The sequence below is a fragment of the Sorangium sp. So ce887 genome (genome assembly GCF_051521455.1).
Lineage (GTDB): Bacteria > Myxococcota_A > Polyangia > Polyangiales > Polyangiaceae > Sorangium.
On sequence record NZ_CP150354.1, the window covers coordinates 12105929 to 12131611 of the forward strand.

Genomic DNA, 25683 nt, shown 5'->3' on the forward strand with positions numbered 1-25683 from the left:
GCCGCGCCCGTGGGGGCGGCATGTCCGGAATCGTGTCCGGGTCCTCGGGCCATCGCAGCCCCAGACTACCCGCAACGAATTCAAGGAGAAAGCCAATGTCTTCCCCCTCCCACTACCTGGTCATCGATCTCGAGGCGACCTGCTGCGACGACAACGCCTTCCCCCGGGAAGAGATGGAGATCATCGAGGTCGGCGCCGTGCTCGTCGACGCCGGGTCCCTGCGACCCGCCGCGGAGCTCCAGTGCTTCGTTCGCCCGATCCGAAACCCGCGCCTGACCCCGTTCTGCATGCGCCTGACGAGCATCCGCCAGGCCGACGTCGACGCCGCCCCGCGCCTCCCCTCGGCGGTGGCGCAGCTCAAGGAGCTCGTGCGCGGCAAACAGGCGCTCTTCTGCTCGTGGGGCGATTACGACCGGCGGCAGCTCGAGCGCGACGCCCGCCGTCACGGGGTGACGCTGCCCTTCGGTCGCGATCACCTCAACCTCAAGCGGGCCTTCGCCCGCCGCCTCGGCGAGGAGCGCGAGCTCGGCGTGGGGCAGGCCCTGCGCCGGGTCGGCCTCTCGTTTCAGGGGACGCACCACCGGGCCATCGACGACGCGCGCAACATCGCGCGGCTGCTGCCGCATGCGCTGGGCCTCGATCCCCACGACGCCGGCGCTCGTCCGAGCCCCACGGCACCGGCGCTCACCCGCCCTCGGGTGGCTCCGGCGACTCCAGCGCCGCGAGCAGCGCGGTGAGCCCCTTCTTCAGCGAGGTCATCTGCTTCTGGCCCAGCGACCGCGTGAGCTCCTCCTCCAGCTCGTGCAGCACCCCGAGCCCGTGGAGCAGCGCCTTGAGCCCGTACGGCGTGAACCGCACCCGCTTCGCCCGCCGGTCCTCCGGATCGGGCGTCCGCTCCACGACGCCCATCGCCTCGAGCTCCTCCACGAGCTGACCCACCGCCTGCTTCGTCACCCGGGCGCGCTCCGCCAGATCGGTCAGCCGCGTGCCCTCGAGATCGATGTACGGCATGAGCGCGGTGTGCGCCCGGCGCACCCCGGGCGCCCCGCGCCGGGCGACGCGCGCCACCGCCCGCTCGTCGAGCAGCCGCGCCGAGCGAAGGAGGAGCTGGCCGAGGCTCGAGCGCTTGCGCCGAGCGAGCTCGGCGAGATCGCTGGGATCGAGGTCGTGCTTGGTCATGATGGTAAAGTTGCTTGACTAAATGGTCAAGCAACTTTACCAATTGGAGCATGCTGCGACAACTCGATCAAGCCCTCTGGGCCGCGGAAGACACGTTGAAGCTGCCAGGCCTCGGCCTCCATTTCCCGGTGCGGTCTCCGGTCGTGCGCCTCGGGGACGGCGGGCTGATCCTCTTCTCGCCGCTCCCGGGCGTGGAGCAGGTGGCGGGCGAGATCCGCGCGCTCGGGGAGGTGCGGGCGATCGTGGCGCCGAACCTGATGCACCACCTCGGCCTCGCGCCGGCGGCCCGGGCCTTCCCGGGGGCGCGGCTGTACGGCCCCCGGGGGCTCCGCGAGAAGTGCCCGGAGGTGACGTTCACGGGCGAGCTCGACGGCGCGCCGGACCCACTCTGGTCGGCGGAGATCGACCAGGTGGCGGTCGGCGGGGTGCCCAGGCTCGACGAGGTGGTCTTCTTCCACCGGCCCAGCAGGACCCTCTTTCTCTGGGATCTCTGCTTTCACATCACGCAGAGCGGGCACTTCCCGACGCGCCTCTTCATGCGCCTGAACGGGGCGTACGGGCGGTTCGGGCCGTCGCGCGTCGCGCGCTCGATGATGCGCGATCGCGCGGCGGTGGGCGCGGCGGTGAAGCAGATGCTCGCGTGGGCGCCGGAGCGCATCGTGGTGGCGCACGGCGACGTGATCGAGCGCGGCGGGCGAGCCGCGCTGGAGAGCGCGTTCGAGCGGATGCTGTGAGCTGCAGAGCGCGGGCAAGGCGCTCGGGGGCTACGTCACCGGCTGGGGCGCGCTGCCGATCGACCTCCTCGTCCTCGACGAAGTGCAGGCGCGCGGCGCCCGGTTCGTCCAGGTCGGCCGCATGTGCGATCAGGTCCTGCCGGTCTCGTTCTACAGGATGACGCCGTGACGTCCCTCGGGGATGTTGCCGTGGAGGAGGGAGGAGCGCGCCGTGAAGGAGCTGACCCCGCTCGATCGGATCGATGTCCCGCGTCCCCGGCCCGACGCCGCGTACGCGGCCCGCCTGCCTGGCCACGACGCCTCGTTCCGCGGCCTGAAGCGGCTCCTCGGCGCCGCCGACTGCAGCAAGGCGGGCGACCGCCAGGCCGGCCTCGCGGCGCCCGACGAGGCGGCGCGGGAGGCCGCCCGGGAGCTGCTCGGCGAGCTGACGCTGGAGCACCTCCACGACCACCCGCTCACCGACGATCGGGGCGAGATCGACGCGGTGATGCGCGTCAACTACGACCTCGACCGCGACGCCTTCGCCCGGATCGCCTCGCTGCGCCTCGGTGAGCTCAAGGACGAGCTGCTCCGCGTCCCGGGGCCGGAGGTGGCGCGCCTCGGCCGCGCCCTGACCGGGGTCATGGCCGCGGCGCTCGCCAAGCTCTGCGATGTGCACGAGCTGGTCTACCTCGCCCGCAAGATCAGCCGCCCCACCCGAGCGCGCACGCTCCTCGGCGCCCCCGGCACGCTCGCCTCGCGCCTGCAGCCGAATCACCCCACCGACGACCTGCGCGGCATCACCCTGCTGCTCTACTGGGGCCTCTCCATCGGCGCCGGCGACGCGCTGCTCGGCGTCAACCCTGCGGCCGGCACGGTGGAGATCACCGCCGCGATCCTCCGCCACCTCGACCGTATCCGCCGCGCGACCGGCGTCCCCACGCAGATCTGCTGCCTGTCGCACCTCAAGGTGCAGCTCACCGCGCTCGACCAGGGCGCGCCCGTGGAGATCCTCTTCCAGAGCCTGGCCGGCACCGAGGCTTGCCTCGCCGAGTTCGACGTCACCGTGGCTCTCATCGACCACGGCTACCGTCGCATGGCCGCGCGCGGCCCGCTCGCGGGCCAGGCCGAGCAGTTCATGTACTTCGAGACCGGCCAGGGCAGCGAGCTCACCTACGGCAAGCACAACGGCATCGACATGGGCACGGCCGAGGCGCTCTGTTACGGCCTCGCCCGCCGCTGGGACCCGTTCATGCTCAACAACGTCACCGGGTTCATCGGCCCGGAGACGCACCTCGATGATCGGGAGATGATCCTCGCGAACCTCCAGGACCACTTCATGGGCAAGCTCCTCGGCCTGCCCATGGGCATGGCCCCTTGCTACACCCTTCACGCCCACGTCACGCTGGAGGGCCAGCAGATGGCGACGCAGCTCCTCACGGCCGCGGGCGCCAACTACTACATGGATGTCTGCCTCAATACCGATCGCATGCTCGCCTATTTCGACACGAGCGGGCATGACGTGCAGACGTTGCGGGAGCTCCACGGCCGCGCGCCTGGTGGCGAGTTTCTGGCGTGGGCCCTCGAGCGGGGCATCCTGGCGCGCGCGGGGGAGGGGGAAGGGGAGGAGAAGGCGGGAGCGATCACCCGCGGGCCGCGCTTCGGCGACGTGCGGCAGTTCTGCCCGGACGAGGCCGAGCTCGCCGAGCTCCTCGCGGCGACGCCCGCGGCTCACGGCTTTGCCACCGCCGGCCCGCGCCCGGCCGACGCGGTGAGCCGCCGGGGGCGCCTTGACCAGGCCATCGCGCGCGGGGCGCTCGTCAGCGAGCTGCGCGAGGACGAGCTGACCCGGGTCGCGGCGTTCCGGATCGTCGCCACGACGGCGGCCAGCAAGGGCGAGCACCTCGGCTCCGCGGACGCGGGCGCGCGCCTTTCCCCGGAGAGCGCCGCCCGGCTCGCGCCGGAGGATGCCGAGGTGCAGATCGTGGTGTCCGACGGCTTGAGCGCCGAGGCCGTCCACCACAACATCCCCGACCTGCTCCCGGTCCTCTTGGACGGCCTCGGGGCGCGCGGCGTGACCGTCGGCCAGCCGCTGCTCGCGCGCCACGGCCGGGTGAAGCTCGCCGAGGCCGTCGCCGAGCGGCTCGGGGCCCGGCTGGTCGTCATGCTGCTCGGCGAGCGCCCGGGCAGCGGCGAGCTCGCCTCGCGCAGCCTCTCGGCCTACCTCGCCTACCGCCTCACGCCCGGCGTGGACCAGGAGGCGGCCGCCTCCTTCAGCGGCAACCGCGCGATCGGCTTCGAGTACACGGTGATCTCCAACATCCACGCTGGCGGGCTGCCCGCCGCGGAGGCGGGCGGCGTGCTCGTCGAGAAGGTCCTGGAGATGCTCGCGCGCCGCGCAGGCGGCAACCGGCTGGAGGCGTCGCTCGCCGGCGATGCGGCTTGAGCGCCGCCGGCGCCCGGCGTGCGCCCCCTGCGTGCGGTATCAGGCCACGGCGCCCCTACGCTCCAGCGTGACGACCGATCGCACTCCTTCCGTAGCGGTGTTGCGGGGTGCCCTTCGTCTACCTGCCGTCTTGCGTCACTACCCCCGCCAGAACATAGTTCTTGTCGGCCCCGAGCGCGACGACCGCCGCACCCGCCGGGAGCCCGGCGGCGCTTGGTTTCCAGCTCGCCCCTGCGTCGTGGCTGATCGAGACGCCCTCCGGTGACGTTCCCACGAGAACGTTCGGGCCCGCGTCACCGAGAACCCAAGTCGGCGAACGAGCCGTCAGACCCTCAGCGAGATGCCACGTCAGTCCCTCGTCAATGGACCGGTACACCCCTCCCGGGTTGTGCCCGGCGAGGAGGGATTCGCCATGAACGTGAAATCGGAGGGGCTCCACGTCTCCCACTCTCTGCCAGCTCCCGCCGCCAGCGGCGAGCCGATAGAGACCCCTGCTGTACAGGGCGGCGTAGATCCACGTGTCCTTGATCGCCAGGTCAAAGACCTGCGATCCGTCGGGCAACTGGCGGCCGAACGGAGCCCACGCCTCGGCGCCATCGGGGAGGACGAAGACGCCCTCGGAATCGGTCCCGGCAACCACGACAGACCCCTGGACCGCGAGGGATCGTACATTCGGGTCGGTCAGACCCTTGGAAACTGGACGCCAGGAATGGCCTGCGTCTTCCGTGACGAAGACGCCTGCCGTCTTCGTCCCTCCGAAGACACGGCGTCCCGCGGCCGCGAAGCACTGCACCGCGGAACCCGGTTGAATGTCGCGCGCCGCCCAGCTGTGCCCGCCGTCTGCGGATACGAAAAGTCCGTCATCGGAGCCGGCGTATGCGGTCGCCTCGTGGACCGCGAGCGCGTGGATTCGTCCTCTGGTGGGAAGCCCTCTCCCGGCCAGGCTCCAAGACAGGCCATGATCGTCAGACCTGTAGACGTGAAAGGAAGAGGTGCCTTGTAGCCGGTTCGGATCGGCTCGGAGCGGCATGGCGTCGCTCCGTTCCGTTGGTTCCGTCATGCGACCAGCGCGCTGCTCCTCGGGCTGCGGCCGGTCGTGACCCCCGCCCACCCACAGCCCACAGACGACGGAGCCCAGGACCACAATGGTAAAAACAAGCCAACCGAGCCTCCGGGTCATTGGCTTGGGAGCGGGAATACGCATCTCGGACCTCAGCGCCGCCTGACGAGCTCGAGGGGGCGCATGCGCTCCGCCGGCCCGTCGATCCGCAGGACACGAAACACCAAGACGACGGCAGGCGCTCGCGCCACGCCCACCGATTTCCCTTCAGCGGCGCGCACAATGGCCGAGGAGGGCATAGACGATCCCGGCGCTCACCAGGCAGAACTTCGCCTGCGCGCATCGGCGCGCGAGCGGAGGCCAGAGAGCTTTGTCGGATCCGCGCAAGATCTCGAGCAGGGCGGCGTTCTCCGTCGCATCCAGCAGGCCCGCGAGCCACTGCCCCCACGCCAGCGGCGCACCCAGGCCAGCTCCTGGCAGGCCGCGCTTCTTCAGGGCGTCTGCTCCCATGACACAGGCCAGCGCGAGGCCGTTGGCGTAGACCGTCAGGAAGAGGTAGTCGACTCCCAGGTTGAGCGCAGCGCTGATGCGCGCATCCTCATCCCAGGAATCGAGGATGCTGCGGACACGCGCCCTGGTCCCCGCCAGCTCGAACGAGATGATCCCCCACGGAGCAGCCTTCGTCCGCAGGCGCTTGTCGGAGACCGCCAGCGCCGCGCCGCTCGCGACCGCGAGGCCCAGCAGCGACCACAGGATCGGTGTTCGTCGATCTGCTGGAATGAGCTCGAATGGGTGTCGCATGGCCGGGACCTCCTTCGATGATCTAGCACGACGAGGTCCAGCCGCTCGAGGACCGCCGGAGCACCGGCCCGGGGAAAAAGGCGGCAGCGGCGGACACCGTGAACACACTTGCTCGGTTGTACATCCCGGCGAGGTGGGGCCCGGTGCCGATCCCGGCCCTCCGGCCGACACCGGCACTCATGGCGCGGAGCGCTCCGGCCGGGGAGGATGAAAATCAAGGTCCTGGAACGCGGCGTGGTGTCGACAGGTGGTCCCTCGAATCGAGGAGTCCACCTCTCCTGGCAGAAGGGTCACTCGACCACCCGGACCGTGGCGTCGAGCAGGTTGACGCCGCTTTCGCCGTCCCACGTCGCGCCGCTCGAGAGCCGGATCGCGTAGCGCGGGTCGTCGCGCAGGCGCTCGGACCCGTCCGGGAGCCACAGGCCGAGCTGGTAGTCGCCCGGGGGGAGATTGGCCGGGAGCTGCGCCCCGAGGCAGAGCTCGCTCTCCTCGCCCGGCGCCCAGCGGCGCGGGTCGGCGTCGACCTGGACGACGTGCCGCGCTTCGCCCCGCTGGAGCACGAGGTAGACCGGGCGCGGATTGTAGGCCCGGGCATAGCCGTCGTTGAACATGCGCAGCCGGAGGGACAGCGACTGCCCGCGCGCGACCTGCCCGGGCGACTCGTGCCCCATCACCACGAAGCGGTATCCGAGGCGGCACGCGATCGTCTCGAAGCACCCCTCGGACCTCCAGCCATCGACGACGTCGGTGTGGTAGTCCGTGTTGACGAAGCTCCAGTGATGCAGGGAGAGCTCGTCGAGCGCCGAGCCGCACTGGCTGCGCGGCGGGCTCAGGCCGCACGTCTCGCCTCCGACGGGCGTGAACACGGAGTCGGCGACGGCATACTCCTTCTCGCCGGGGAGCTCGTAGGTGCCAGCGTCGTCGTCGCCCATGAGGAAGCAGTCGTTCAGGTGGCCGACGCGCGCGAGCGGCGCTCCGGAGAACGCCGTCTCCTCGGTCAGCGGGCCGCCGTACGCCTCGAGCTTGTGCGATGGGCGGCGCGCGAGGGTCATGCGGTCGCTCGGCAGCGCCTCGAGCAGCGCGTCGAAGATCTGCTTGCGGCTGGCCGGGCTGGTGAGGTCGTTCGTCGAGGAGTGCCATTCGCCCCAGGCGCCGACGAAGCCGGGGTGCAGCACGGCGATGACATCGGCGTTCGCCTCGATCACCGGCTTGAGCTGATCGACGTGGGACAGCACGCGGCTGAGCGGCGCGTCGGCCACGCCGATGTCCGTCGAGTAATAGAAGCGGGGGAGCACCTTCAGCCCCGCCGAGCGCGCGGCGGCGAAGCTCGCGTTGAGCTGGTCGATGAGGTTCTGGTCGATGTCCCGCGTGCGGTAGTCGTCGATGAGCACCTTGCCGTAGATCAGCGTGTAACCCTCGCCCCGAAGGTGCGAGGGCGAGTCGAGGCTCCGGAGGTCCGTGAAACGGAAGACGCCGCGCTCGGGGTTGAGGACACCGCTGCACTCGGCATCCATCGAGGGGTCCGCGCCCGCGGCGAACAGCCTGGGCGAATAGGAGCGCTCCACGGTGGCGCCGTCCAGCCCGCAGGTGCCAGGCGGAGCGCCGGTGCCGGTGCCGGTGCCGGTGCCGGCGCCGCCGCCGCTGCCGCTGCCACCGCTGCCGCTGCTGCCGCTGCTGCCGCCGCCATCGCCGGTGCTTCCCGTGGAGCCCGCGTCGCTCATGCTGGAGGTCAGCGTGTCGATCGGGCTGCCGTCGACCGAGTCAGCGCCGCACGCCGTCACGAGCGCCAGGTAAAGGCAGGGGACGCTGCCGCCGCGAAAAAGGCGCGACAGGACGTGGCACGATGACCGGCTGCTCTGGTGACGCATAAAGGCAATCTCCTCTCCTCGTGAAGAAATGAAGCTGGACCACCCGATCTCGCGGGCGCGCTGTCCGTTGCGCGCTGCTCATTGCACGGTCGAGGCCAGCGGAGCGGCCCGCCTGAACGCGAGGCACGAAGGTGAGGAGCTGCGCATGGATCGTACACGTGCGCACGAAGCGGACAGCAAGCAAGTTCTGTCGGCGTGAGGGCGGTTCGACGGGCTGTCCGCCGGAGGGGCGTGGTCTCAGATCGGGTGTGCTGTGTGCTCGCCTGCCAGCACCCATGCGCCCGCGACCTTGTTTGCGTCTTGGCGCCTTGGCGCGTTGGCGTTTTAACTCTCTTTGCTTTCTCTCCGTTGCTACACCCCGGCCGCCGCGCGAGACACCTCGGCGATCGCCCCGAGCAGCGCATCGTTCTGCTCCGGCGTGCCCACCGTGATCCGCAGCTTGTCGTGGAGGCGCGGCGCGTCCCAGTACCGCACGAAGATCGCCCGGTCGTACAGCGCGCGGTACATCGCCTGCGCCGACAGCCCCCCTGCCGGCGGCGTCGCCAGGACGAAGTTGCTCTGGCTCGGCGCCACCGTGAACCCCTGCGCGCGAAGCGCCGCGGTGAGCCGGGCGCGCTCCGCGATCACCCTCTCCCAGCTCGTCCTCGCCTCGTCCCGCGCGGACAGCGCCGCGATCGCCGCGGCCTGCGAGAGGATATCCGTATTGTAGCTGTCGCGCGCCTTGTCGAGCGTCTCGATGAGCCGCGGGTGCCCGAGCCCGTACCCGAAGCGGAGCCCCGCGAGCGAGTACCCTTTGCTCAGCGTTCGCAGCAGCAGCACGTTGTCGAGCCCCCGCGCCGGGTCGAGCAGCGGCGTCGCGTCGGCCTCCGCGAAGTCGACGTACGCCTCGTCGATCAGGAGCACGCCGCGGAACGCCCGCGCGACGCGCTCGAGCTTGTCCAGCGGCTCGCGCCGCCCCGACGGCGCGTGCGGGTTGACGAGGAGCGCGAGCCGGCAGCCGCTGTCGTTCAGGCGGCTCGCGAAATCCTCCGGGACCGACCAGTCCTCCTCGAGGGGGACCTGGGTGACGGCCGTGCCATGGATCTCCGCGAGCACGTCATAGAGCGAATAGGTCGGGTACGTCTCGCCGAGGCCGCGACCGCCGGGCTCGCAGAACACCGTCACCGCCATGCGCAGCAACTCGTCGCCGCCGTTCGTGGCGATCACCTGCTCGGGCGACAGGCCGTGGAGCCTCGCCGCCGCCTCGCGGAACTGCTGCGCCCGGGGCGGCGGGTACCGGCGGAGCTGATCGGCCGAGACGCCCCGGATCGCCTCCAGCACCGCGCTCGGCGGCGGGTACGGGTTCTCGTTGGTGTTCAGCTTGACCACGTCGGCCCGCTGCGGCTGCTCACCGGGCGTGTAAGGCGTGAGGTGGTGGATGTTGTCGCGTTCGTACAGCATGGGGATGGCCGTCCTCTCGCCCACTGTCTCGCCGGAGACAAGCGCCTCGTCGGGCGCGGCGCGCGGCGCGCGGCCGCTCGCCCCGGTCGTTCCCCGGGAAGCTCGCCGGCGGATGCGGACGGCGCTGCCCGGGCGCTCGTCGTCCCGGACGCGCGCCCGCGGCGGCCTGCGCCGGTCGCGCCGGCTGCGCGGATCGGACTAAGATGCGCCGCATGACCACGACGCCCGAGCCCGAAGCCTTCCTGGTCCTCTCCTGCCTCGGCCCTGACCGGACGGGCCTCGTCGCGGAGGTGACTCATTACCTGACCGAGCGCGGCGCCAACGTGGAGGACAGCCGCATGGCGGTGCTCGGCGGCGAGTTCGGCATCCTCCTGCTCGCGTCGGGGCCCCCCGGCGCGGTCGAGGCGGTGGAGCGCGACACCGGGGCGCTCACCCGGGCGACGGGGCTCACCGTGCAGAGCCGCAGGACCAAGAGCCCCGAGTCGCACCGGCGCGCGGCGACGATCCCCTGCGTCATCTCCGTCGACGCGCTCGACCACGAGGGGATCGTCCGCGCCGTGTCGCGCGCGCTCCACGGCGCCGGCGTCAACATCGTCTCGCTCGAGACCTCCGCCTACGAGGCGCCCGTCACCGGCTCTCAGCTCTTCCGGATGGAGGCCCACGTCGACGTCCCCGTCGGGGTGTCGCTCGCCCAGCTCCGCAAGGCGATGGACGCCGTCGCGGAGTCCGAGAACCTCGACATCGAGGTCCGCTCGCTCATCAAGGGCTGACGTCGCGACGTCCGCGCCGCCAGGGCCGGATGCCTCGGCGTGCGGCGGCGACCCCCGGTGCGGCGGCGACCGCGGGTACGGCTCGGACTCCGGGTACGGCGGCGCCCCCCGTGCAGCTGCGATCCGCCCCGGGAGCCCGCCGGGGCGACCTCGCGAGAACGCTGGCCACGCGCCCCGCGAGAACCGGTATCTTCATCGGCCATGCCCTTCAGCAATCTGAGCTCCCCCCGCAAGGTGCACGGCCTCGACGCGGAGATCCGAGGCGCCGCGTTCCTCGCGAGCCCCGGCCTGGTCGCGATGGTCTCGACCGATCCCGTGCGCCTCGGCGTCTGCCCGATCGGCGGCGTCGGCGCGAAGACGACGAACCTGTCGCTGTCCTCGGCGCACGACGTGGCGCTGCTCTCGAAGGACGTGGCCGTTGTGCGGAGCGACGACGCGGTCTGGGCGCTGCTCGGCATCACGCACGGCCCGAAGCTCGATCAGGTCGGCCGGGACGCGCGGCACCTCGCGACGCGCCCGTCCGGCGAGACGGCGCTGGCCCTGGGCTGGGACGGCGGCGCGACGGAGCTGAAGCTCGACCGGACCGAGGTGAACGGCCGCACGTTCGCGGTGCGCGGCTCGGCGCGGGCGTTCGACCTGACCGAGACCGAGACGCACGCGGTGATGGACGTCGCCGGGGAGGGGGGCGAGCTCCGCGTCCACCCCGGCGCGACGCCCGAGCCGGGCCCGACGCTGCGCGCCTCGCTGCCGCGCGCGGCCCAGAACCTCGACCGGGTGCGCGGCGGCCCGAAGCTGACGGCGGTGTACAAGCGCGGCGCGAGCGCGGTCTGCGCGGTCGTGAGGTCGTCCGGCAAGCTCGCGGCGAAGATGCTCGCCTTCGGCGATCCGGTCGCCGACGTGGCCGTCCTCGAGTCCAGCCTGTTCGCGTGCTTCGCCGACGGCCGCGTCGCGCTGTTCGACGGCGCCGCCATCGAGTCCGCCGCCGGCGCGCCGCTCGCGCCGACGGCCAGCGTCACGCTCGGCGCCCGCGGCGAGCCCGCCGTGCTCGCGGTCGCCGGCAAGGGGTCGCCGACCCTGTGGGTGGGCACGAGCGCCGGGGAGATCTGGAGCCTCGCCATCGTGCGCAAGCAGGGCGGCTGAGGCGCGGCGCGCCCCGGCGCCGGGGCGTGCTGCGCTGTGATGCGCGCGGGGCTCACAGGGCGCGCTGCAGCTCACGCCGCGCGCGCCGCGATCCGCCCCTCGACAAGCGCGTCCGGATCGACCTCGTCGAGCGTCGTCACGACGCGATCCGCCCCCGCGGCGGCCAGCAGCGCGTCGTCGGCGAGCCGCGCCACGCCGAGCGCGGTCATCCCGGCCGCCTTGGCGGCCTGCACCCCGGAGGGGGCGTCCTCGACGACGAGGCAGCGCGCCGGCGGCACGCCGAGCGCGCCCGCGGCGGCAAGGAACAGGTCCGGCGCCGGCTTTCCGTGCGCCACCGCGGCGCCGCAGAGGTCGGCGTCGAACAGGTCGAGCAGCGTCGCGCCCGGCGCGACGGGCGGGCGGCGGATGCGCTGCTGCTCGGCGAACGCGTCGGCGCGGATCCTCCGGAGGAGCTCGCTCGCGTTCCTGGACGACGACGCCGCCGCGATGGGCACGCCGCGCGCCTTGATCCCCAGGATCAGCCGCGTCGCGTCAGGGAAGACGACGAACTCCCCCGCCTCGATCTTCCGGAGCAGCGCCGCCTGCTTGCGCTCGGCGTAGACGCGCGCGCGCGCCTCGGCGTCGGGCACGCCGAAGTAGTCGAGCGCCGCGCGCGCGCCGCTCTCGCGCGCCTTGCCGGCGACCTCGCCCTGGTAGACGGCCGTCGTGAACCGCTCGGGCGCGTAGCGCGTCTCGGGCGCGATCGCGCGCCACTCGGTCGCCATCAGCGCCTCCAGCGCCTCGCACCAGGCGCGCTCGTGCGGCGAGTCGACAACCACCCCGTCCACGTCGAAGAGGACCGCCTCGAAACGCATGCCGCCGACACATGGCGCCGGCGCGCCGTACCGGGAGCCCCGGGCGCGCAGGCGATGCGCTGCGATGCCGCCTGCGCGCCCGCGCCCGGCCGGGCCTGCCTGCGCGCCCGCGCCCGCACCCGCGCCCGGCCGGGCCTGCCTGCGCCAGCGATGCGCCGGCCGACGCCGCCGGCGACGCCCGCCCGCCTCCCGCCGCCGCGCCGGGGGTGCTACCTTGGAAGCTCGTGCCGCCTGTCCGCACCGGAGCCCACCCCCACGCGACGCGCCTGCCGCGCGCGCTCGTCGTCCGCGACCCGGAGCCCGAGGAGCTCCGCGCCACCGTCGACTGGTCGGACTGGTACCTCGACGACTCGGACGGCATCGGCGCGTGGGGCGAGCACGACGAGATCTCCCGCCTGCTCCTGTCCTCGATCGCGCAGCTCGCGCGCGAGCGCGGCTGGACCGACCACCACGCCGGCTCGGAGCGGTTCTTCGCCTGGGTGCGCGAGGAGCCGCTCGTGCGCGTCTCGCCGGACGTCTACCTCCTCGATCACCGGCCCGCGCCGCCGCTGCCCAAGCAATGGCAGACCTGGCTGCCCGGCCACCGGCCGCCGCGCTTCGCGCTCGAGATCGTGACGAGCGACTGGCAGAAGGCCTACGAGGATATCCCGCTCAAGTACTGCCAGCTCGGCTGTCCCGAGCTCGCGATCTTCGATCCGCAGGCCGCCGCGCAGCGGCCGCCCGCCGGCAGGGTGGCGCTCCAGGCCTACCGGCGCGACCCTGACGGCGCGTACGTCCGCGTCTACGCGGGCGCCGGCCCCGCGTGGAGCCCCGCGCTCGACAGCTCGCTCTGCGTCGTCGGCAGCGGGGCCGAGGCGCGGCTCCGGCTCGCGCGTCCGGGCGGCAAGGGTGAGCTCGTGCCCACCCAGGAAGAAGCCGCGGCGACCGACGCGCGCGCCCGGGAAGCCGCCGAGGCGCGGGTGCTCGAGCTCGAGGCGCGCGTGCGCGAGCTGGAGCAGCTGGATCCGCGATAGCGTGCGTCGCGCGGAGCGCGGCGCCACAGCGCTGGACAGGAGCGCCGCGCCGGTTTTGGCGGCGCGCCGCGTTCAGCGGTAGGCTCGCGGCATGTGTCGAAACATCCGTCCTCTGTTCAACTTCGAGCCGCCCGCGACGGAGGAAGAGATCCGGGCGGCAGCCCTGCAGTACGTGCGCAAGGTGAGCGGGACCCGCAGCCCGAGCGGCAAGAACGTCGCCTGTTTCGAGCAAGCCGTCGACGACATCACCGCCGTGACGCGCCGGCTCGTCGAGTCGCTGGAGACCACGGCGCCGCCCAGGAACAAGGAAGTCGAGGCCGCAAAGGCCCGCGTCCGCAACGCGCGCCGCTTCGGCACCTGACGCGCCGGTCCGCTCCTCCCGGGCGGCCGGCCGCAGCCCGGGCCGCCGATCCTGGCTCTGGCCCTGCTGTTACGTTATGTTCGCGCGCATGGGCGACGCCGCCACCACCCGGCGCATGAGCGCTGCCGAGTATCTCGAGTGGGAGCGCGAGCAGGGCGCGAAGCACGAGTATCACCTCGGCGAGGTCTTCGCGATGGCGGGCGGCAGCCCGCGGCACAACGTCCTCTCGAACGCTGTGGGCGCGGAGCTCCGCGCGGCCGTGCGCGGCAAGCCGTGCCATGTCCTGTCACCGGACCAGCGGATCTCCGCGAAGCAGGGAGAGCGCTACGTCTATGCGGATTCCGTCGTTGCGTGCGGCGGTGTACGGATGGAACCCGGCACCAGCGACGTGCTCGCGAATCCGAGCGTTGTGGTCGAGGTCCTATCGCCCAGCACCGAGGCGTACGACCGCGGTGAGAAGTGGGCAGCCTATCAGCGCATCCCGTCCCTCACGGACTACCTGCTCGTCTCGCAGATATCGGTGCGCGTCGAGCACTTCCGGCGCGAGGCCGACGGGTCCTGGCGCTACCGCGTGATCGAGGCGGGGGGTGCGATCACGCTCGCGAACGGCGCCACCCTTCCGGTCGATGCCATCTACGAGGGCGCCTTCGAGCTCGACGCCGGCTGAAGGGGTGAGCGCGGCGGGCCCGCTGTCGGCCCGTCGCGAGGGCGAGCACGCGCGCACGGCGCGGCTCAGGGCGGCCGGGCGCTCGACGAGCGGCTGTAGACGATCCGGCCGCCCGTCTTCGACAGCGCGTAGGCGAACCCGAGCTCGAGGGTCGAGCGGGTGACGACGTTCCCGAGGTCCAGCCCCTGCTCCACCATCAGCTGCGCGGTCGCCGGCGTGATGCCGACGAGCACGACCTCGGCCCCGAGCAGCCTCGCTGCCCGCGCCGCCGTCATGAGGTGATCCGCCGCCGCGGCGTCCACGGCGGCCATCCCCGTGACGTCGATCAGCACCACGCGTGCGCGGCGCTCGGCGATCTCCTGCAGCATCGACTCGAGAAAGCGGCCCGAACGCTGGCGGTCCATCGCCCCGACGAGGGGCATCACCAGGAGCTGGGGCGCGATCGGGACGACCGGGCTGGAGAGCTCATGGATCGTGCTGAGCAGCGACGCCTGGTGCCGGTTCGCCTGCTCGAGCTCCTGGGTCCGCTCGGTGACGCGCCGGAGGAGCTGCATGTTCTCGAGCGCCACCGCCAGGGTGTCGGCGATGCGCTCGATCAGCCCGAGCTCCTCGGGCGAGCACGCCGCGCGGCGCTCGCTGTCGAGGACGAGGACGCCGAACGGGACCCCTCGGGCGAGCAGCGGGACGCCGGCCCGCGTGAGGCTGCCCTTCCGGCGCGCCTCGACGGCATCGGGCCAGCGGTCGTGCTCGCTCGCCAGCGTGTCGATCACGACCGGCCGGCCGCCGCTCAGCACCCGGCCGACCAGGGACTCCCGATCGAGGCGGGCGCGCTCCTCGACGAAGCCCTCTTCGTCGACATCCACGCTGATCACGAGGAGCTCGATCGAGCGGTCCACCGCCGCGACCCCGCGCCTCCGGTTCGCGGACCGGCGGCTCGTCTCCAGGGTCAGGTGATCCGACAAGGAGCGAGACCAGGGCGTGGACTCGAGGGTCACGAGATCCACACCGGTGTCGATGAAGCGCGGAGAACACCGATCCTCGGCCTGCCTCGGCGCAGGGAGCCCGGCCAGCGTCGCCTCGACCCCTCTTGTGCTCATCTCGTGGAGCATCTGGACGGCGCGATAGCCCATGTCGTGCTCTCGCTGGACCACGGCCGCATGGATGGTCCCCTCCCTGAGCATCGCGATCGTCTCCGGGACGAGATCGAACGCGACGATCTTGAGATCTCCCGCCCGGCCGAGGGCCCGCGCGGCCATGCCCCAGGCCGGGCCGTTCTCGGCGCAGGCGCCGAAGGCGCCGGACAGCCCTCCTTCCCGCAAGGCGCCCAGGGCGAGCTGCAGCGCCACGGAGGTGTCGTACCGATTCTCCAGGGGAGGTCGCATCGCGATGGCCTTCCCGGCGGCCGCCGCGCCGAACCCCACGACGCGATCGCGACCGTTCATGGCGCGAAGCGAGGCCAGCTGCGCACCGACGATCCCGCCGTCCGGGAGGAGCCGCGCCATCACCTCGCCGGCGAGCCGGCCCGCCGCCACGTTGTCGGTGCCGACGTAGGCCAGAGCCCTGCTGCCTTCCACCGGCGGCGCATCGAACGTGATCACCGGAATCCCGGCCTCCGCGGCCCGCCGGATCGCCGGCTCGAGGTCCGCGGCATCGCTCGGCGCCACGACGATGCCGTGCACGCCGCGGCGCACGCCCTCGTCGATGAGCGCGCTCTGGCTCGCCTCGCCGGTCGCGACGCCGCATCGGTAGGTCACGCTGGCGCCGAGGGTGCGCCCCGCGACGAGCGCGCCCTCCCGCAGGTTGTTCCAGTAGGCCACCGGCGCGCGCCGTGGCACCCGGTAGATGCGGAGCTCACGGGACGCGCCCGGGTCGCTCGTGGACGAGCCCCCGCCGGCTGTGTCGTCCAGCAAGACGAGCTCCACGGCGCTCCATTGCGGCCGCAGCTGCGCGCTCTTGATCCCGTTCGAGATGATCTCCACGAGCTCATGCGGGCTGGCCTGGGTGGCCACCGCGTTCAGCACCTCCTCGAGCACGCGGTTCTCGTGGGCCGACCGCGCCTTGTCATCGAACAGCTCGCGCCGCTCCAGCGCCGCGGCGGCGCTGCCGGCCAGGCCCAGCAGCCGGGCCCGGCGCTCGTCCGGCAGAGGCTCCGCGTCCGGCGGCTCGAGGGCGAGCACGCCGATCGGCCGTCCGCGCAGGCACACCGGCGTGAGGACCACGACCGCGCCCGCGGGCAGGTCATCGACCGCCACCGCGCCCGGCAGGTGCTCTCGGTACCACGCGGCCGCCCCGACCACGCGAGCGCCGCCGTCGGGGTCGAGCTGCGAGACCGCGCTGGCCGGCCCCGCGTCCGACGGGATCGGCAGCGGCCCTGGCAGCAGGCTCTCGAGGCCCACGGCGGCCCGAACCACAAGGCGATCTCTCTCTCGGAGCAGCAGGCTGCCGCGCCGCGCTCCAGGCAGGCTGTCGGTGGCGTCCTGTACGATGCGATGCAGCGCTGCGAAGAGGTCCAGACCGGTGCTCATGCGTGTTCGACCTACACCCCACCGGACAGAGCACGGCGAGGGTCCACGCCAGCAGGCGCGATCGGTCCGTCCCCTGTCAAGCAATCCAACCGGCGCCCCCCTGATGAGCTCGAATCGCGGAGCTCTGTGGCGAGGACCACCGTCCGGCGCGGCGGCCGCCCGGCGTCGCACCCGGCGCCCATCCGTGCCAGGATACGGCCGGATCGTCGCATGGGAAACCACCTGGAGCGGGTCGTCGGGGTGCTCAACGGGGTCCTCGGCGACTACCTGAAGCGGACCAGCAATGGCCTCGCGACCGCGATGCAGCTCGTCCGCGACGGACACCCCGTGTCGCTTGCCAGGGCATTTCCCGCGGGCGTCTCTGCCCAGGCCACGTCGCGCGTCGTCGTGCTCGTGCACGGGCTGATGAGCACCGAGGAGCTCTGGACGATGCCGGACGGCGAGACGTACGGATCGCTCCTTGCGCGCGACCTCGGATACACGCCGTTTTACGTGCGGTACAACAGCGGCCTCCGCGTCTCCGAGAACGGCGAAGCCCTGGATATCCTCCTCGAGCAGCTCGTCTGCGCCCATCCTGCTCCCGTGGAGGAGCTGGTCCTCATCGGCCACAGCATGGGCGGCCTCGTCGCGCGCAGCGCCGCGCACGCGGCGAGCGACAAGGATCGAAGGTGGCTGCCCCTCGTCAAGCGCGCCTTTTATCTCGGCACACCGCACCTCGGCGCCCCGCTGGAGCGCTTTGGCAACGTGGTCACGTGGGCGCTCGCGAGCATCGACAATCCGTACACGAAGCTCATCGCCGACATCGTCAACCTCCGCAGCGGCGGGATGAAGGACCTGGCTTATGCCAACCTCCGCCGCGAGGACTGGGAGGGCGCAGACGCGAACGCCCTGCTCCAGAATCGCCGCCATCCGGTGCCCCTGCTCCCCCACATTCGCCATCATCTCATCGCCGGCGCGCTCACGGCCGACCCGAGGCTCTCTCTCCTGTTCGGGGACGCGATGGTCTCGCTGCGGAGCGCGACGGGCCGGGCGGTCGCCGACGACCGGTGCTCGCCCTTCCCTCAAGAGCACGCGCGGATCATGCCGTCGCTCGGGCACCTGCGCCTGGCCCACGACCCGGACGTCTACGCGCAGATCCGCGCATGGTGCGAGGAGGCGGTGTGATGGAGCGGTGGCGCGGTTTGAAGGACCTCGTGCAGGACGCCGTCGACCACGGCTCCCGGAGCGTCGAGCGCCTGCAGAAGCACGCGGCGAAGCTGCCCTTCGACCTGCTGGAGCAGATTCCCCCCATCCAGGCGCCCGTGAGGGGGATCCGCCTCCTCCACGACACGACGGTGTCCGGCGTCCACGGGGCGATCCGCCTCGTCAACCGCGCCGTGGGGGGCACGGTGGATGTGGCCCTCTTTCTCGTGGAGCAGAGGACACGGCCGGCGGAGGCGCCGGACGGCAGCGCGGGCGCCGCGCCGGATGCGCCCTCCGGGAGCCCGGACGACGAGGTGACGTGAGCCCGGGCCGGGATCACCCCCTGTTCGACGGCGCGCGGACGCCCTTCGGCGGCTCGCCGCGCCTCGGCAGGGTCGCGCGCCACCGCGCGCGCAGGGCGCTCGGCTTCTCGCCATAGCGCTCCTTCAGGAACGTGGCGCCGACCACGCGGTCCGTGCGGAAGGAGCGGAAGTCCTGGCGGAGCTCGCACCACGCCATGAGAATGCGCGTCGACTCGCGATACCCCACCACGACGGGCCACACGACGCGCTCGCTCTCGCGCCCCGCCTCGTCGCGGTAACGAAGCGCGATCTTCGTGCCGGCGCGGATCGACGCGCGCACCTCGGCCAGATCGAGCGCGTCGGGGGCCTGGTTCCACGCGGGGGGCGCGCCTGTCGCCGGCTCGAGGACGAACGGGCGCAGCCGCTCGGGGACCGTCGCGGCGATCTTCGCGATGAGGTCCTGCGCTGCCCTCTGCAGGGCGGCGTCCCCGCGGTGGGCGACCCACTGCGCGCCGAGGACCGCGACCTCGATCTCGTCGGGCGTCAGCATCAGCGGCGGCATGTCGAAGCCGCGCTCGAGCACGTAGCCGGTGCCCGCCTCGCCCCGGATCGGCACGCGCTGGGCGAGGAGATCCGCGACGTCGCGGTACACCGTGCGCTTCGACGTCTCGAGCTCCTCGGCGAGCGCCGCCGCGGTGACCGGCGACCGATGCCGGCGCAGGATCTGAAGGATCTGGAACAGTCGATCGGCGCGTCGCACGAGGATGCTGACACCAGGTTGTCAGCAGGGCGGGGCTACATCAAGCGAGGTCCACGACGGACCCAAGCTCTCGGAGATTGCGCATGATCACCCTGCACGGTTTCGGCCCCCTGTTCGGCTTGCCGGAAGCCAGCCCCTACGTGACGAAGACCGAGGTCCAGCTCAAGCTCCTCGGCCTGCCTTACAGGAAGGAGCCAGCGCGGCTCGAGCAGTCGCCGAAGGGGCAGGTCCCCTTCATCGACGACGGCGGCGCGCGCATCGCCGACTCGCACTTCATCCGCGAGCACCTCGAGCGCAAGCACGGCAAGGATCTCGACGCCGGCCTCGACGCGCGGCAGCGCGCCGAGGCGTGGGCCATCGAGCGCATGCTCGAGAACCATTTCGCCGCGACCTCGGGGTATGCGCGCTGGCTCATCCCGGAGAACTTCGCGAAGGGCCCGGCGCACTTCGTCGACGGCGCGCCGGAGGAGCTGCGCCCGAAGCTGCGCGAGGAGCTCCTCGCGCGCGTCCGCGAGTCGTTCCGCGCGGTGGGCGTCGCACGGCACTCGGACGAGGAGGTCGTCGAGCTCGGCGCGCGCTCCCTGACCGCGCTCTCGGCGCTGCTCGGGGACAGGCCGTACCTCTTCGGCGGGCGCCCCGCGGGCGTCGACGCGACCGCCTTCGCGGTGCTGGCCGGCATTCTCACGCCGTTCTTCGACTCGCCGCTGCGGCGCAGGGCCGAGGGCTTCGCGAACCTCGTCGCGTACACCGCGCGGCTGATGAGGGAGTTCTACCCGGATCACCCGTGGGAGGCGCCCCGGCCGGCGCGGCCGGGGGCCTGACCGCCGCGGCGCCTCGCTCGAACGGCGGGGCGCCGCGGCCTGCGTTCCGCCGCCCGGCGCTACTCCTTGGCGGGGGGAGCCGGCGCGGGCTCGGCCGGCGTGGGCTCGGCCGGCATGGGCTCGCCCACGGCGCCGCCGCCGCAGGCGGACCCCCACGAGGCCGGGGCAGGCAGGGGCAGCGACGCCACCGGCGTCGCGAGGTCGTCGAGCGCGTTCGCGATCACGCCGCCGAAGGAGATCGAGTAGACGTGGTCCTCGATGAACACGCCGCGCCGCACCTCGGCGCCGCCGTAGTAGCACCCCGACGTCGCGCTGAAGAAGCCGCTGTGGTCGACCGCGCCGAGGTGGCTGAACCCGTCGGCGATATCGACGTTGAAGAGCTCCAGCGTGCTCGCGACAGCGCCGGTCTCCCGATCGTAGCTCACGACCGGGAAGGCGAGCACGTCGCGCTCGCCATAGTACGTGAACGCCTTGTGGTTGTACTCGGCCTCCGAATACGCGTAATCCCCATCGAGCGTCTCCTTGTGCAGGAGCGCCGGCGCCGACGGGTCCGTGACGTCGAAGATCTGCAGCGCCAGGCCGGTCACCACGCCGTTCTCGTCTCCATCCCTGCCGATCGCCAGGAGGTGCCCGTCGCCGAGCGGGTGCATGTACTCGCTGAAGCCGGGGATCTTGAGCTCGCCCGCGACCGAGGGCGCTTCCGGGTCGGAGAGATCGAGCACGAACAGCGGGTCGACCTGGAGGAACGTCACGACATAGCCGCGGTCCCCGAAGAACCTCGTCGAGCGGATCTGCTCGCCGGGGGCCAGGTTGGTGACGGCGCCGATGCGCGCGAGCTCGGTCCCTTGCGCCTCGAGGACGAACACGCTGTTGCTGGTCGTCCACTCGGCCGCCGACCGCATCATCGCGGTCGTGGAGACGCGGAGCTTGCCGTTGTGCTCATCGAGCGAGAACTGGTTGAGGATGTGGCCGGGCACCGAGCCCGACGCGACGTACCGGGGCTGGCTCGGGTCGGCGACAAGATCGAACTTGTGCAGGTGCGTGGAGTCCAGGCTCACGCCCTCGTCGCCTTCCGGCGACGTCGGCTCCTGCCAGCCGCGCGCGGCGACATAGAGGGCGTCGTGGCTCGAATACACGGTGTCGGTCGCGCCGATGATCGAGGTCGACTCCGGCGCCTCGTCGAGGTCGGCGAGGTCGATCGACTCGATCTGCGTCAGGCCGTACGACGTCGTGCCCGCCTCCGGGATGTAGAAGTCCGCGCAGCTCGCGTCGAGCCCGGTGACCGTCTCCCCCTGCTTCTCGAAGCGGTACGGCAGCCACGCCGACAGCGGAGCCTCCTCGATGAGCGTCGTGTTCTCGGCGCGGAGCTGCTCGAACGCTGCGGTCCACGCCTCGGCGGTCTCGGGGTAGACGGTCAGGTTGGAGGGCCAGTAGTTGAGCGCGGGCCCGTGGGCGCCGCCGGTCAGCACCGTGCGGACGTTCGCGCCCGTGCGCCGCGCCGAGGCGTAGCCGCCCTCGAAGTAGAGCTCCTTGACCACGCTGGGGGCGCCGCTCGCGAGGCTCAGGACGGTGAGCTTGGTGAGCGGGGCGTAGACGTCGGGCGGCGGGGCAACGTCGGTCGCCGGGTCATCGGGGCTCGCGCCGCCGTCCGGCGGTACGGGCTCGGTCGGCGCCTCGTCGCCGTCCGGCGGCGGGGGAGCCGGCTTGTCGTCGCCGTCCGGCGGCGGGGGCGCCGGCATGTCGGCGCCGTCCGACGGCTCGGCGTTCCCCGGAGACGGCATCGAGCCGCCGCCCTCGGGGGGGACCGGCGCATCGTCGCCTTCCGGCCCGCTGCCCGGCGAACTGCCGTTCACGGGCACGCCGGCCATGCCGATGTCGATGAGCCGGTAGTCGTAGTACCCCGGCCGCGGCTCGACGCCCGCCGCCTCGTAGATCGGTGCCCCGTTGACCGACGAGTAGACGACGACCTGGTCGTCCGCCACGAACATCTCGAGCGGGCTGCCCTCGATCGCCAGCGAGCTGCCCACCGCGAGCGACGACGCCGGCCACGCGGCCAGCGTGTAGAAGCTCTCGCCGTGGAGGATGTAGAGGTTGTTGCCGTCGGTCTTGACGATATCCGCCTCATCGACGCCGGCGACCTGGGTGTTCGTATCGGAGTGGGCCGGCCCGGCGCTGTCGCCGTCCGTCGCCGCGCCCTCGCCGCTGTTGGTCCCGCTGTCGGCCTGGGGCGGCGTCGGGGAAGGCGCGTCGGTGGGCGCCTCGGCCCCCCCGGGCACCGCGACGTCGCCGCCTAGGTCGAAGCCGCCGCCGCGGATGTCGCCATACACGGCATAGCTCGCGATCATGGCGTCGATCTGGGCGTTCATCTTGGCGAGCGCGTCCTGCTTCAACAGCGCTTCGAGGTCGTCGCACGACTGAGCCCGGTGGAGCGGCGCGCGCTGGGACGTGGTCTCAGGTTCGCCGGAGGAGGACCCCGCATCGCATCCGGCGGCGAGGAGGCCTGTTGCAGCAAGAAGCCAGAGGGAGGAGTGGGCGCGGTGTGTTCGCATGGTGCCCGGCAACTTGGCAAGGCCCGCGCCATCCGCCCGCTCGCTCGGATGGCCGCGAATCGCGGCGATCCGCGCGCCTTCAGGCTTGCCGCGCCGCGGCAAGCACGACATGCATGCACTGGCGAGGGCCGTCTGGCACACGTGTGCCATGGGGGATGGTGGGACTGGTTTCTTCCACCAGCGGGCTCAGAGGGGAACGGGCGCGGGGGGGATCTTGAACACGTCCCATGCGGGCGTGTGGTTGCTCGTGCCCGTCGTCTGGTTCCAGAGGTAGATTGACGGGTACGTGCGCACCGTCGTGCCCTCCACGACGACGCCGGTCACGTAGAGCTGCGATGCCTTCTTGTTCGAGTCCTTCTGGAGCGTGTAGCCGTCGCGGGACGACGAGAAGATGACCCAGTAGTAGGTCTTGCCGTCGACGGTCGTGGTCTCCGGCGACCACCTGGGCCAGCTGTTGTGGATCCCCGGGCTCGAGACCCCGAGGCAGGCCGGCGGGTCGTTGGCCGCGAGCCGCGTCGCCGCGCCGCCGGTCGAGGGGATGACATGGATGTCGGACGCGGGGTTATAGTACATCTCTCCCGGGCCCGGCGTCCGGTTGAACGCGACAAGCTGGTCGTCGGGCGAGAAGGCCGGGTAATACTCGTTGAACGCCGGCTCCGCGGCGCCCTGCAGCGGTGTCGCCGCGCCGCCCTGCCGGTTGTTGTAGGGCACCGTGTAGAGATCGCCTGCGCCGGCGGCGATCCGCCCGTCCTTGCCGGCGTCGGTGGACACGTAGACGAGGGTGTCGCCGTCGTGGCTCCAGTCCGGCATCAGCGCCCCGCGCGTATCGCCCTCGCGCGCGATGAACCCGTATGCGGTCCCCTCCGCGGCCGCCATCTCTTGCTGGACCAGGTTGGGGTTGGCGTCGAGGGGATAGGTCGGGACGGGCGACTCCAGGTCGAACCACGCGAGGCGCGCGTTCGGCATGGTGCTGTACGACCCGCCGTCCCAGACCGTGCCGCGATCTCTGCCATAGGAGGTGACGACGATGCGGTCTCCGGGGGAGAAGTGCGCTTGGGACATCTTGGGCGCGCCGAGCCAGGCCTGGGCCATCGCCTCCGAGCCGCCCGGCGTCACGTACGGGGGGACCTCGCCCACGGTGTCCTTCTGGACGGAGGCGATGGCGAGGCCCCACGGCCAGTGATCCGTGAAGATGACGGACTCGCCGTCAGGCGTCGACGTGTGGCACCCGATGCACTTCACCGCGCCCTGATCCCGGAGGCCGCCGTTCTCGGTCCTGCGGCCGCCCTGCTGCACCTGCTCGACCTTGAGCGCGTTGACGACGCCCTCCTCGCCCACGCCGAACCCTTCCAGCCACGCGTCCGCCGGCCCTTCGCCGATCGCCGCCCAGTACACCATGCTGCCGCCGGCCGGGGCCGGGGCGATGGTGATCGGCCCGGAGGTGCCCATCAGCGGCGCGCCCGGCGCGCTCGTCGACACCGAGCGGATCGTGAGGGTGATCGGCTCGTTGCGGACATGCGCGGCCAGGTTCTCCCACATGGCCTTGGGCATCTTCCATTCTCTGTTCGTCGTGTAGACGACAAGGTCGTTCTTCTCCCGGTCGGCGTGCACGCGGATCTCGAACAGGTCCTGTCCCTGCGGCGCGGTCCACCGGAACCGCGGCCGCAGCCAGTTGTTCGGGAAGAGCGCCCCGATCTCCGGCTCGGCGAGGCACGGCCCGCCCGGCGCGCCGCTGGCCGGATCGCCGAACAGCTCGGGCGCGTTCGCCGGCGGCGGCGTCCCGCTGTCGTCGAGCACCGGGGCCGCGGGGAAGTCCTCGCACACCTCGCAGGGGGGCGGCTCGACGGGGCCGCCGCTGCCCACCTCGAAGACGTTTCCCGCCCCTGTGCCGATGTCGTCCGGAATCCCGCCCGAGCCGCCGGTGCCCTGGGCCTGCGGGGAGCCTCCCGGGCCTGACGAGCAGGCGATCGCGCAGACAGAGCCGACAAATAGAGTCCCGATCAGTTGCTGCAAGGTTCTCATTCAGGTTCCTCCGTGCGCGCGCCCAGGGCTCGGTCCGCCCGGACCAGCACACCGCCCTGCCGGAGCGGTGATGTCGTCGGGATCCGCGGAGCTGGCCTTCGTCGCGCGCCCGAAGCCGGGCTGACGCGATGGTCGCGTGATCACCGTGGTGCTGCTGCTTCGTGGCCGGGATCCAGGGTGGATCAGGAGCGGATCGCGAGATCGCTCAGCGCGAGGCGCCGCCCCTTCCCGGCGTGGACGATATGAAGAAAGATTTGAGCAGGTAGGAAGACAGGAACCCTTGTCCCTGTCAAGCCTGTCGCAGGACCCTGTCGCGCGATGACCCGCGCCGCGGGGTGCGCCGGGGTGCTAGTTTCCTCGGGTGGCATCGCCGAATCGCATCGGGTTCCCGCTCAACCCCCGGCGGGCGCCCCGCGCGCTCGTGCTCCGCGATCTATCGCCGGAGGAGGCCAGCGCCGCGATCGACTGGTCCGGCTGGCACTTGCCCGACGACGCGGAGCGCCAGGGCAAGGCCGAGCGGTCCGGGATCGTCCGCCTGCTGCTCTCGGTGCTCGCGCAGCTCGCGCGCGAGCGCGGCTGGGTGGACTGGTACGCTGGCGCCGACCACGCCTTCGCCTGGGTGCGGGGCGAGCCGCTGGTGCGCGTCCTGCCCGACCTCTACGTCCTCGATCACCGCCCGTTGCCGCCGCTGCCGCGGCAGTGGCAGACGTGGCTGCCGGGCCATCGCCCGCCGCGGTTCGCGCTGGAGATCGTCTCCGGCGACTGGCGCCGGGCGTACGAGGTCACGCCGGCCAAGTACTGGCAGCTCGGCTGTCCCGAGCTCGTGCTCTTCGATCCCGAGGCGGCCTCTGCCCGCGTGCCGCTCGCGGAGGAGCGGGTGCCGCTGCAGCTCTACCGTCGCGACCCGGACGGCACCTACCTGCGCGTCCACGCCGGCGCCGATCCCCTCTGGGTCGAGGCGTTCGACGCGCACGTCGTCGTGTTGAAGGACGGCCCGCACCCGACGTTGCGCGTCGCGCGGACCTCCCGGGCGACGGATCTCGTGCCCGCCGAGGAGGAGGCCCTGCGCGCCGAGGGCGAGGTGCGCGCCCAGGAGCAGCGCGCCCGCGTCGCGGAGCAGCGCGCCCGCGCCGCCGCCGAGGCGCGCGTGCGCGAGCTCGAGGCGCGCGTGCGCGACCTGGAGGCCCGCGTCGCGCGCCGGTGAGCGGCG

22 protein-coding genes are annotated in these 25683 nt (G+C 72.3%); 12 read left to right on the forward strand and 10 right to left on the reverse strand.

All coding sequences use genetic code 11. The features are described from left to right. The first annotated feature begins 95 nt into the window (after nt 1–95). On the forward strand, nt 96–737 hold the full coding sequence (locus tag WMF36_RS45335) for an exonuclease domain-containing protein (RefSeq protein WP_437577086.1): 642 nt from the start codon (nt 96–98) through the stop codon (nt 735–737). Here WMF36_RS45335 and WMF36_RS45340 read toward each other — a convergent pair. Next, nucleotides 685–1179: a MarR family winged helix-turn-helix transcriptional regulator gene (locus tag WMF36_RS45340; RefSeq protein ID WP_437577087.1), complete on the reverse strand. Its 495-nt coding sequence runs from the start codon at nt 1177–1179 to the stop codon at nt 685–687. The genes WMF36_RS45335 and WMF36_RS45340 overlap by 53 nt on opposite strands. 50 nt (nt 1180–1229) lie before the next feature. Here WMF36_RS45340 and WMF36_RS45345 point away from each other — a divergent pair, with 50 nt between their 5' ends. Both WMF36_RS45345 and eutB read left to right on the forward strand, forming a co-directional pair. Then, nucleotides 1230–1913 (forward strand): DUF4336 domain-containing protein, encoded by a 684-nt coding sequence (locus WMF36_RS45345; RefSeq protein WP_437577088.1) that lies wholly within the window; start codon nt 1230–1232, stop codon nt 1911–1913. A gap of 211 nt (nt 1914–2124) precedes the next feature. Next, nucleotides 2125–4338 (forward strand): ethanolamine ammonia-lyase subunit EutB, encoded by a 2214-nt coding sequence (gene eutB / locus WMF36_RS45350; RefSeq protein WP_437577089.1) that lies wholly within the window; start codon nt 2125–2127, stop codon nt 4336–4338. A 118-nt stretch (nt 4339–4456) separates the two neighbouring features. On the opposite strand, the gene WMF36_RS45355 is transcribed toward eutB, so the two are convergent. The 4 genes from WMF36_RS45355 to hisC form a co-directional block, all read right to left on the reverse strand. Beyond that, nucleotides 4457–4978 (reverse strand): WD40/YVTN/BNR-like repeat-containing protein, encoded by a 522-nt coding sequence (locus WMF36_RS45355; protein WP_437577090.1) that lies wholly within the window; start codon nt 4976–4978, stop codon nt 4457–4459. A gap of 687 nt (nt 4979–5665) precedes the next feature. Further along, entirely contained in the window at nt 5666–6199 is a 534-nt protein-coding gene (locus WMF36_RS45360; RefSeq protein ID WP_437577091.1) for a hypothetical protein, read from the reverse strand. Nucleotides 6200–6489: 290 nt separating this feature from the next. Further along, complete coding sequence (locus tag WMF36_RS45365) at nt 6490–8067, reverse strand: DUF4832 domain-containing protein (protein WP_437577092.1); 1578 nt, start codon at nt 8065–8067, stop codon at nt 6490–6492. Nucleotides 8068–8418: 351 nt separating this feature from the next. Further along, nucleotides 8419–9507, reverse strand: coding sequence for a histidinol-phosphate transaminase (gene hisC / locus WMF36_RS45370; protein ID WP_437577093.1), 1089 nt, complete (start codon nt 9505–9507; stop codon nt 8419–8421). A 212-nt stretch (nt 9508–9719) separates the two neighbouring features. Between hisC and WMF36_RS45375 the strand changes: the two genes are divergently transcribed. Both WMF36_RS45375 and WMF36_RS45380 read left to right on the forward strand, forming a co-directional pair. Then, nucleotides 9720–10277 carry a glycine cleavage system protein R gene (locus tag WMF36_RS45375; protein ID WP_437577094.1) on the forward strand — a complete coding sequence of 186 codons (558 nt, stop codon included), beginning with the start codon at nt 9720–9722 and terminating at the stop codon, nt 10275–10277. A 201-nt stretch (nt 10278–10478) separates the two neighbouring features. Next, complete coding sequence (locus tag WMF36_RS45380) at nt 10479–11417, forward strand: hypothetical protein (protein ID WP_437577095.1); 939 nt, start codon at nt 10479–10481, stop codon at nt 11415–11417. A gap of 71 nt (nt 11418–11488) precedes the next feature. Here the strand turns inward: WMF36_RS45380 and WMF36_RS45385 are convergent, their stop codons facing one another. Then, on the reverse strand, nt 11489–12271 hold the full coding sequence (locus WMF36_RS45385; protein ID WP_437577096.1) for an HAD family hydrolase: 783 nt from the start codon (nt 12269–12271) through the stop codon (nt 11489–11491). A 224-nt stretch (nt 12272–12495) separates the two neighbouring features. Between WMF36_RS45385 and WMF36_RS45390 the strand changes: the two genes are divergently transcribed. The 3 genes from WMF36_RS45390 (at nt 12496) to WMF36_RS45400 (ending at nt 14312) form a co-directional block, all read left to right on the forward strand. Beyond that, a complete protein-coding gene (locus WMF36_RS45390) occupies nt 12496–13284 on the forward strand; it encodes a Uma2 family endonuclease (protein ID WP_437484372.1) in 789 nt (262 codons plus the stop codon). Nucleotides 13285–13375: 91 nt separating this feature from the next. Then, on the forward strand, nt 13376–13645 hold the full coding sequence (locus tag WMF36_RS45395; protein ID WP_437577097.1) for a DUF2277 domain-containing protein: 270 nt from the start codon (nt 13376–13378) through the stop codon (nt 13643–13645). A gap of 88 nt (nt 13646–13733) precedes the next feature. Further along, nucleotides 13734–14312, forward strand: coding sequence for a Uma2 family endonuclease (locus tag WMF36_RS45400; protein WP_437577098.1), 579 nt, complete (start codon nt 13734–13736; stop codon nt 14310–14312). Nucleotides 14313–14377: 65 nt separating this feature from the next. Here WMF36_RS45400 and WMF36_RS45405 read toward each other — a convergent pair whose 3' ends face one another. After that, nucleotides 14378–16837, reverse strand: a complete 2460-nt coding sequence (locus WMF36_RS45405; protein WP_437577099.1) for a substrate-binding domain-containing protein — start codon at nt 16835–16837, stop codon at nt 14378–14380. Between the two features lie 210 nt (nt 16838–17047). Between WMF36_RS45405 and WMF36_RS45410 the strand changes: the two genes are divergently transcribed. Next, nucleotides 17048–18001, forward strand: a complete 954-nt coding sequence (locus WMF36_RS45410; RefSeq protein WP_437577100.1) for an esterase/lipase family protein — start codon at nt 17048–17050, stop codon at nt 17999–18001. Then, on the forward strand, nt 18001–18342 hold the full coding sequence (locus WMF36_RS45415) for a hypothetical protein (protein ID WP_437577101.1): 342 nt from the start codon (nt 18001–18003) through the stop codon (nt 18340–18342). Before WMF36_RS45410 ends, WMF36_RS45415 begins: the two co-directional genes overlap by 1 nt. A gap of 13 nt (nt 18343–18355) precedes the next feature. Here the strand turns inward: WMF36_RS45415 and WMF36_RS45420 are convergent, their stop codons facing one another. Further along, the gene (locus tag WMF36_RS45420) at nt 18356–19081 is read right to left on the reverse strand and encodes a helix-turn-helix transcriptional regulator (RefSeq protein ID WP_437577102.1); all 726 of its coding nucleotides are present in this window, start codon (nt 19079–19081) and stop codon (nt 18356–18358) included. Nucleotides 19082–19164: 83 nt separating this feature from the next. Here WMF36_RS45420 and WMF36_RS45425 point away from each other — a divergent pair, with 83 nt between their 5' ends. Beyond that, entirely contained in the window at nt 19165–19902 is a 738-nt protein-coding gene (locus WMF36_RS45425; protein WP_437577103.1) for a glutathione S-transferase family protein, read from the forward strand. A 59-nt stretch (nt 19903–19961) separates the two neighbouring features. Here WMF36_RS45425 and WMF36_RS45430 read toward each other — a convergent pair whose 3' ends face one another. Together WMF36_RS45430 and WMF36_RS45435 are read right to left on the reverse strand one after the other, a co-directional pair. Beyond that, on the reverse strand, nt 19962–22292 hold the full coding sequence (locus WMF36_RS45430) for a beta-propeller domain-containing protein (RefSeq protein WP_437577104.1): 2331 nt from the start codon (nt 22290–22292) through the stop codon (nt 19962–19964). 345 nt (nt 22293–22637) lie between these two features. After that, nucleotides 22638–24473, reverse strand: coding sequence for a TolB family protein (locus WMF36_RS45435; RefSeq protein WP_437577105.1), 1836 nt, complete (start codon nt 24471–24473; stop codon nt 22638–22640). 361 nt (nt 24474–24834) lie between these two features. Here WMF36_RS45435 and WMF36_RS45440 point away from each other — a divergent pair, with 361 nt between their 5' ends. Continuing rightward, nucleotides 24835–25677: a Uma2 family endonuclease gene (locus WMF36_RS45440; protein ID WP_437577106.1), complete on the forward strand. Its 843-nt coding sequence runs from the start codon at nt 24835–24837 to the stop codon at nt 25675–25677. The last annotated feature ends 6 nt before the right edge of the window (nt 25678–25683 follow it).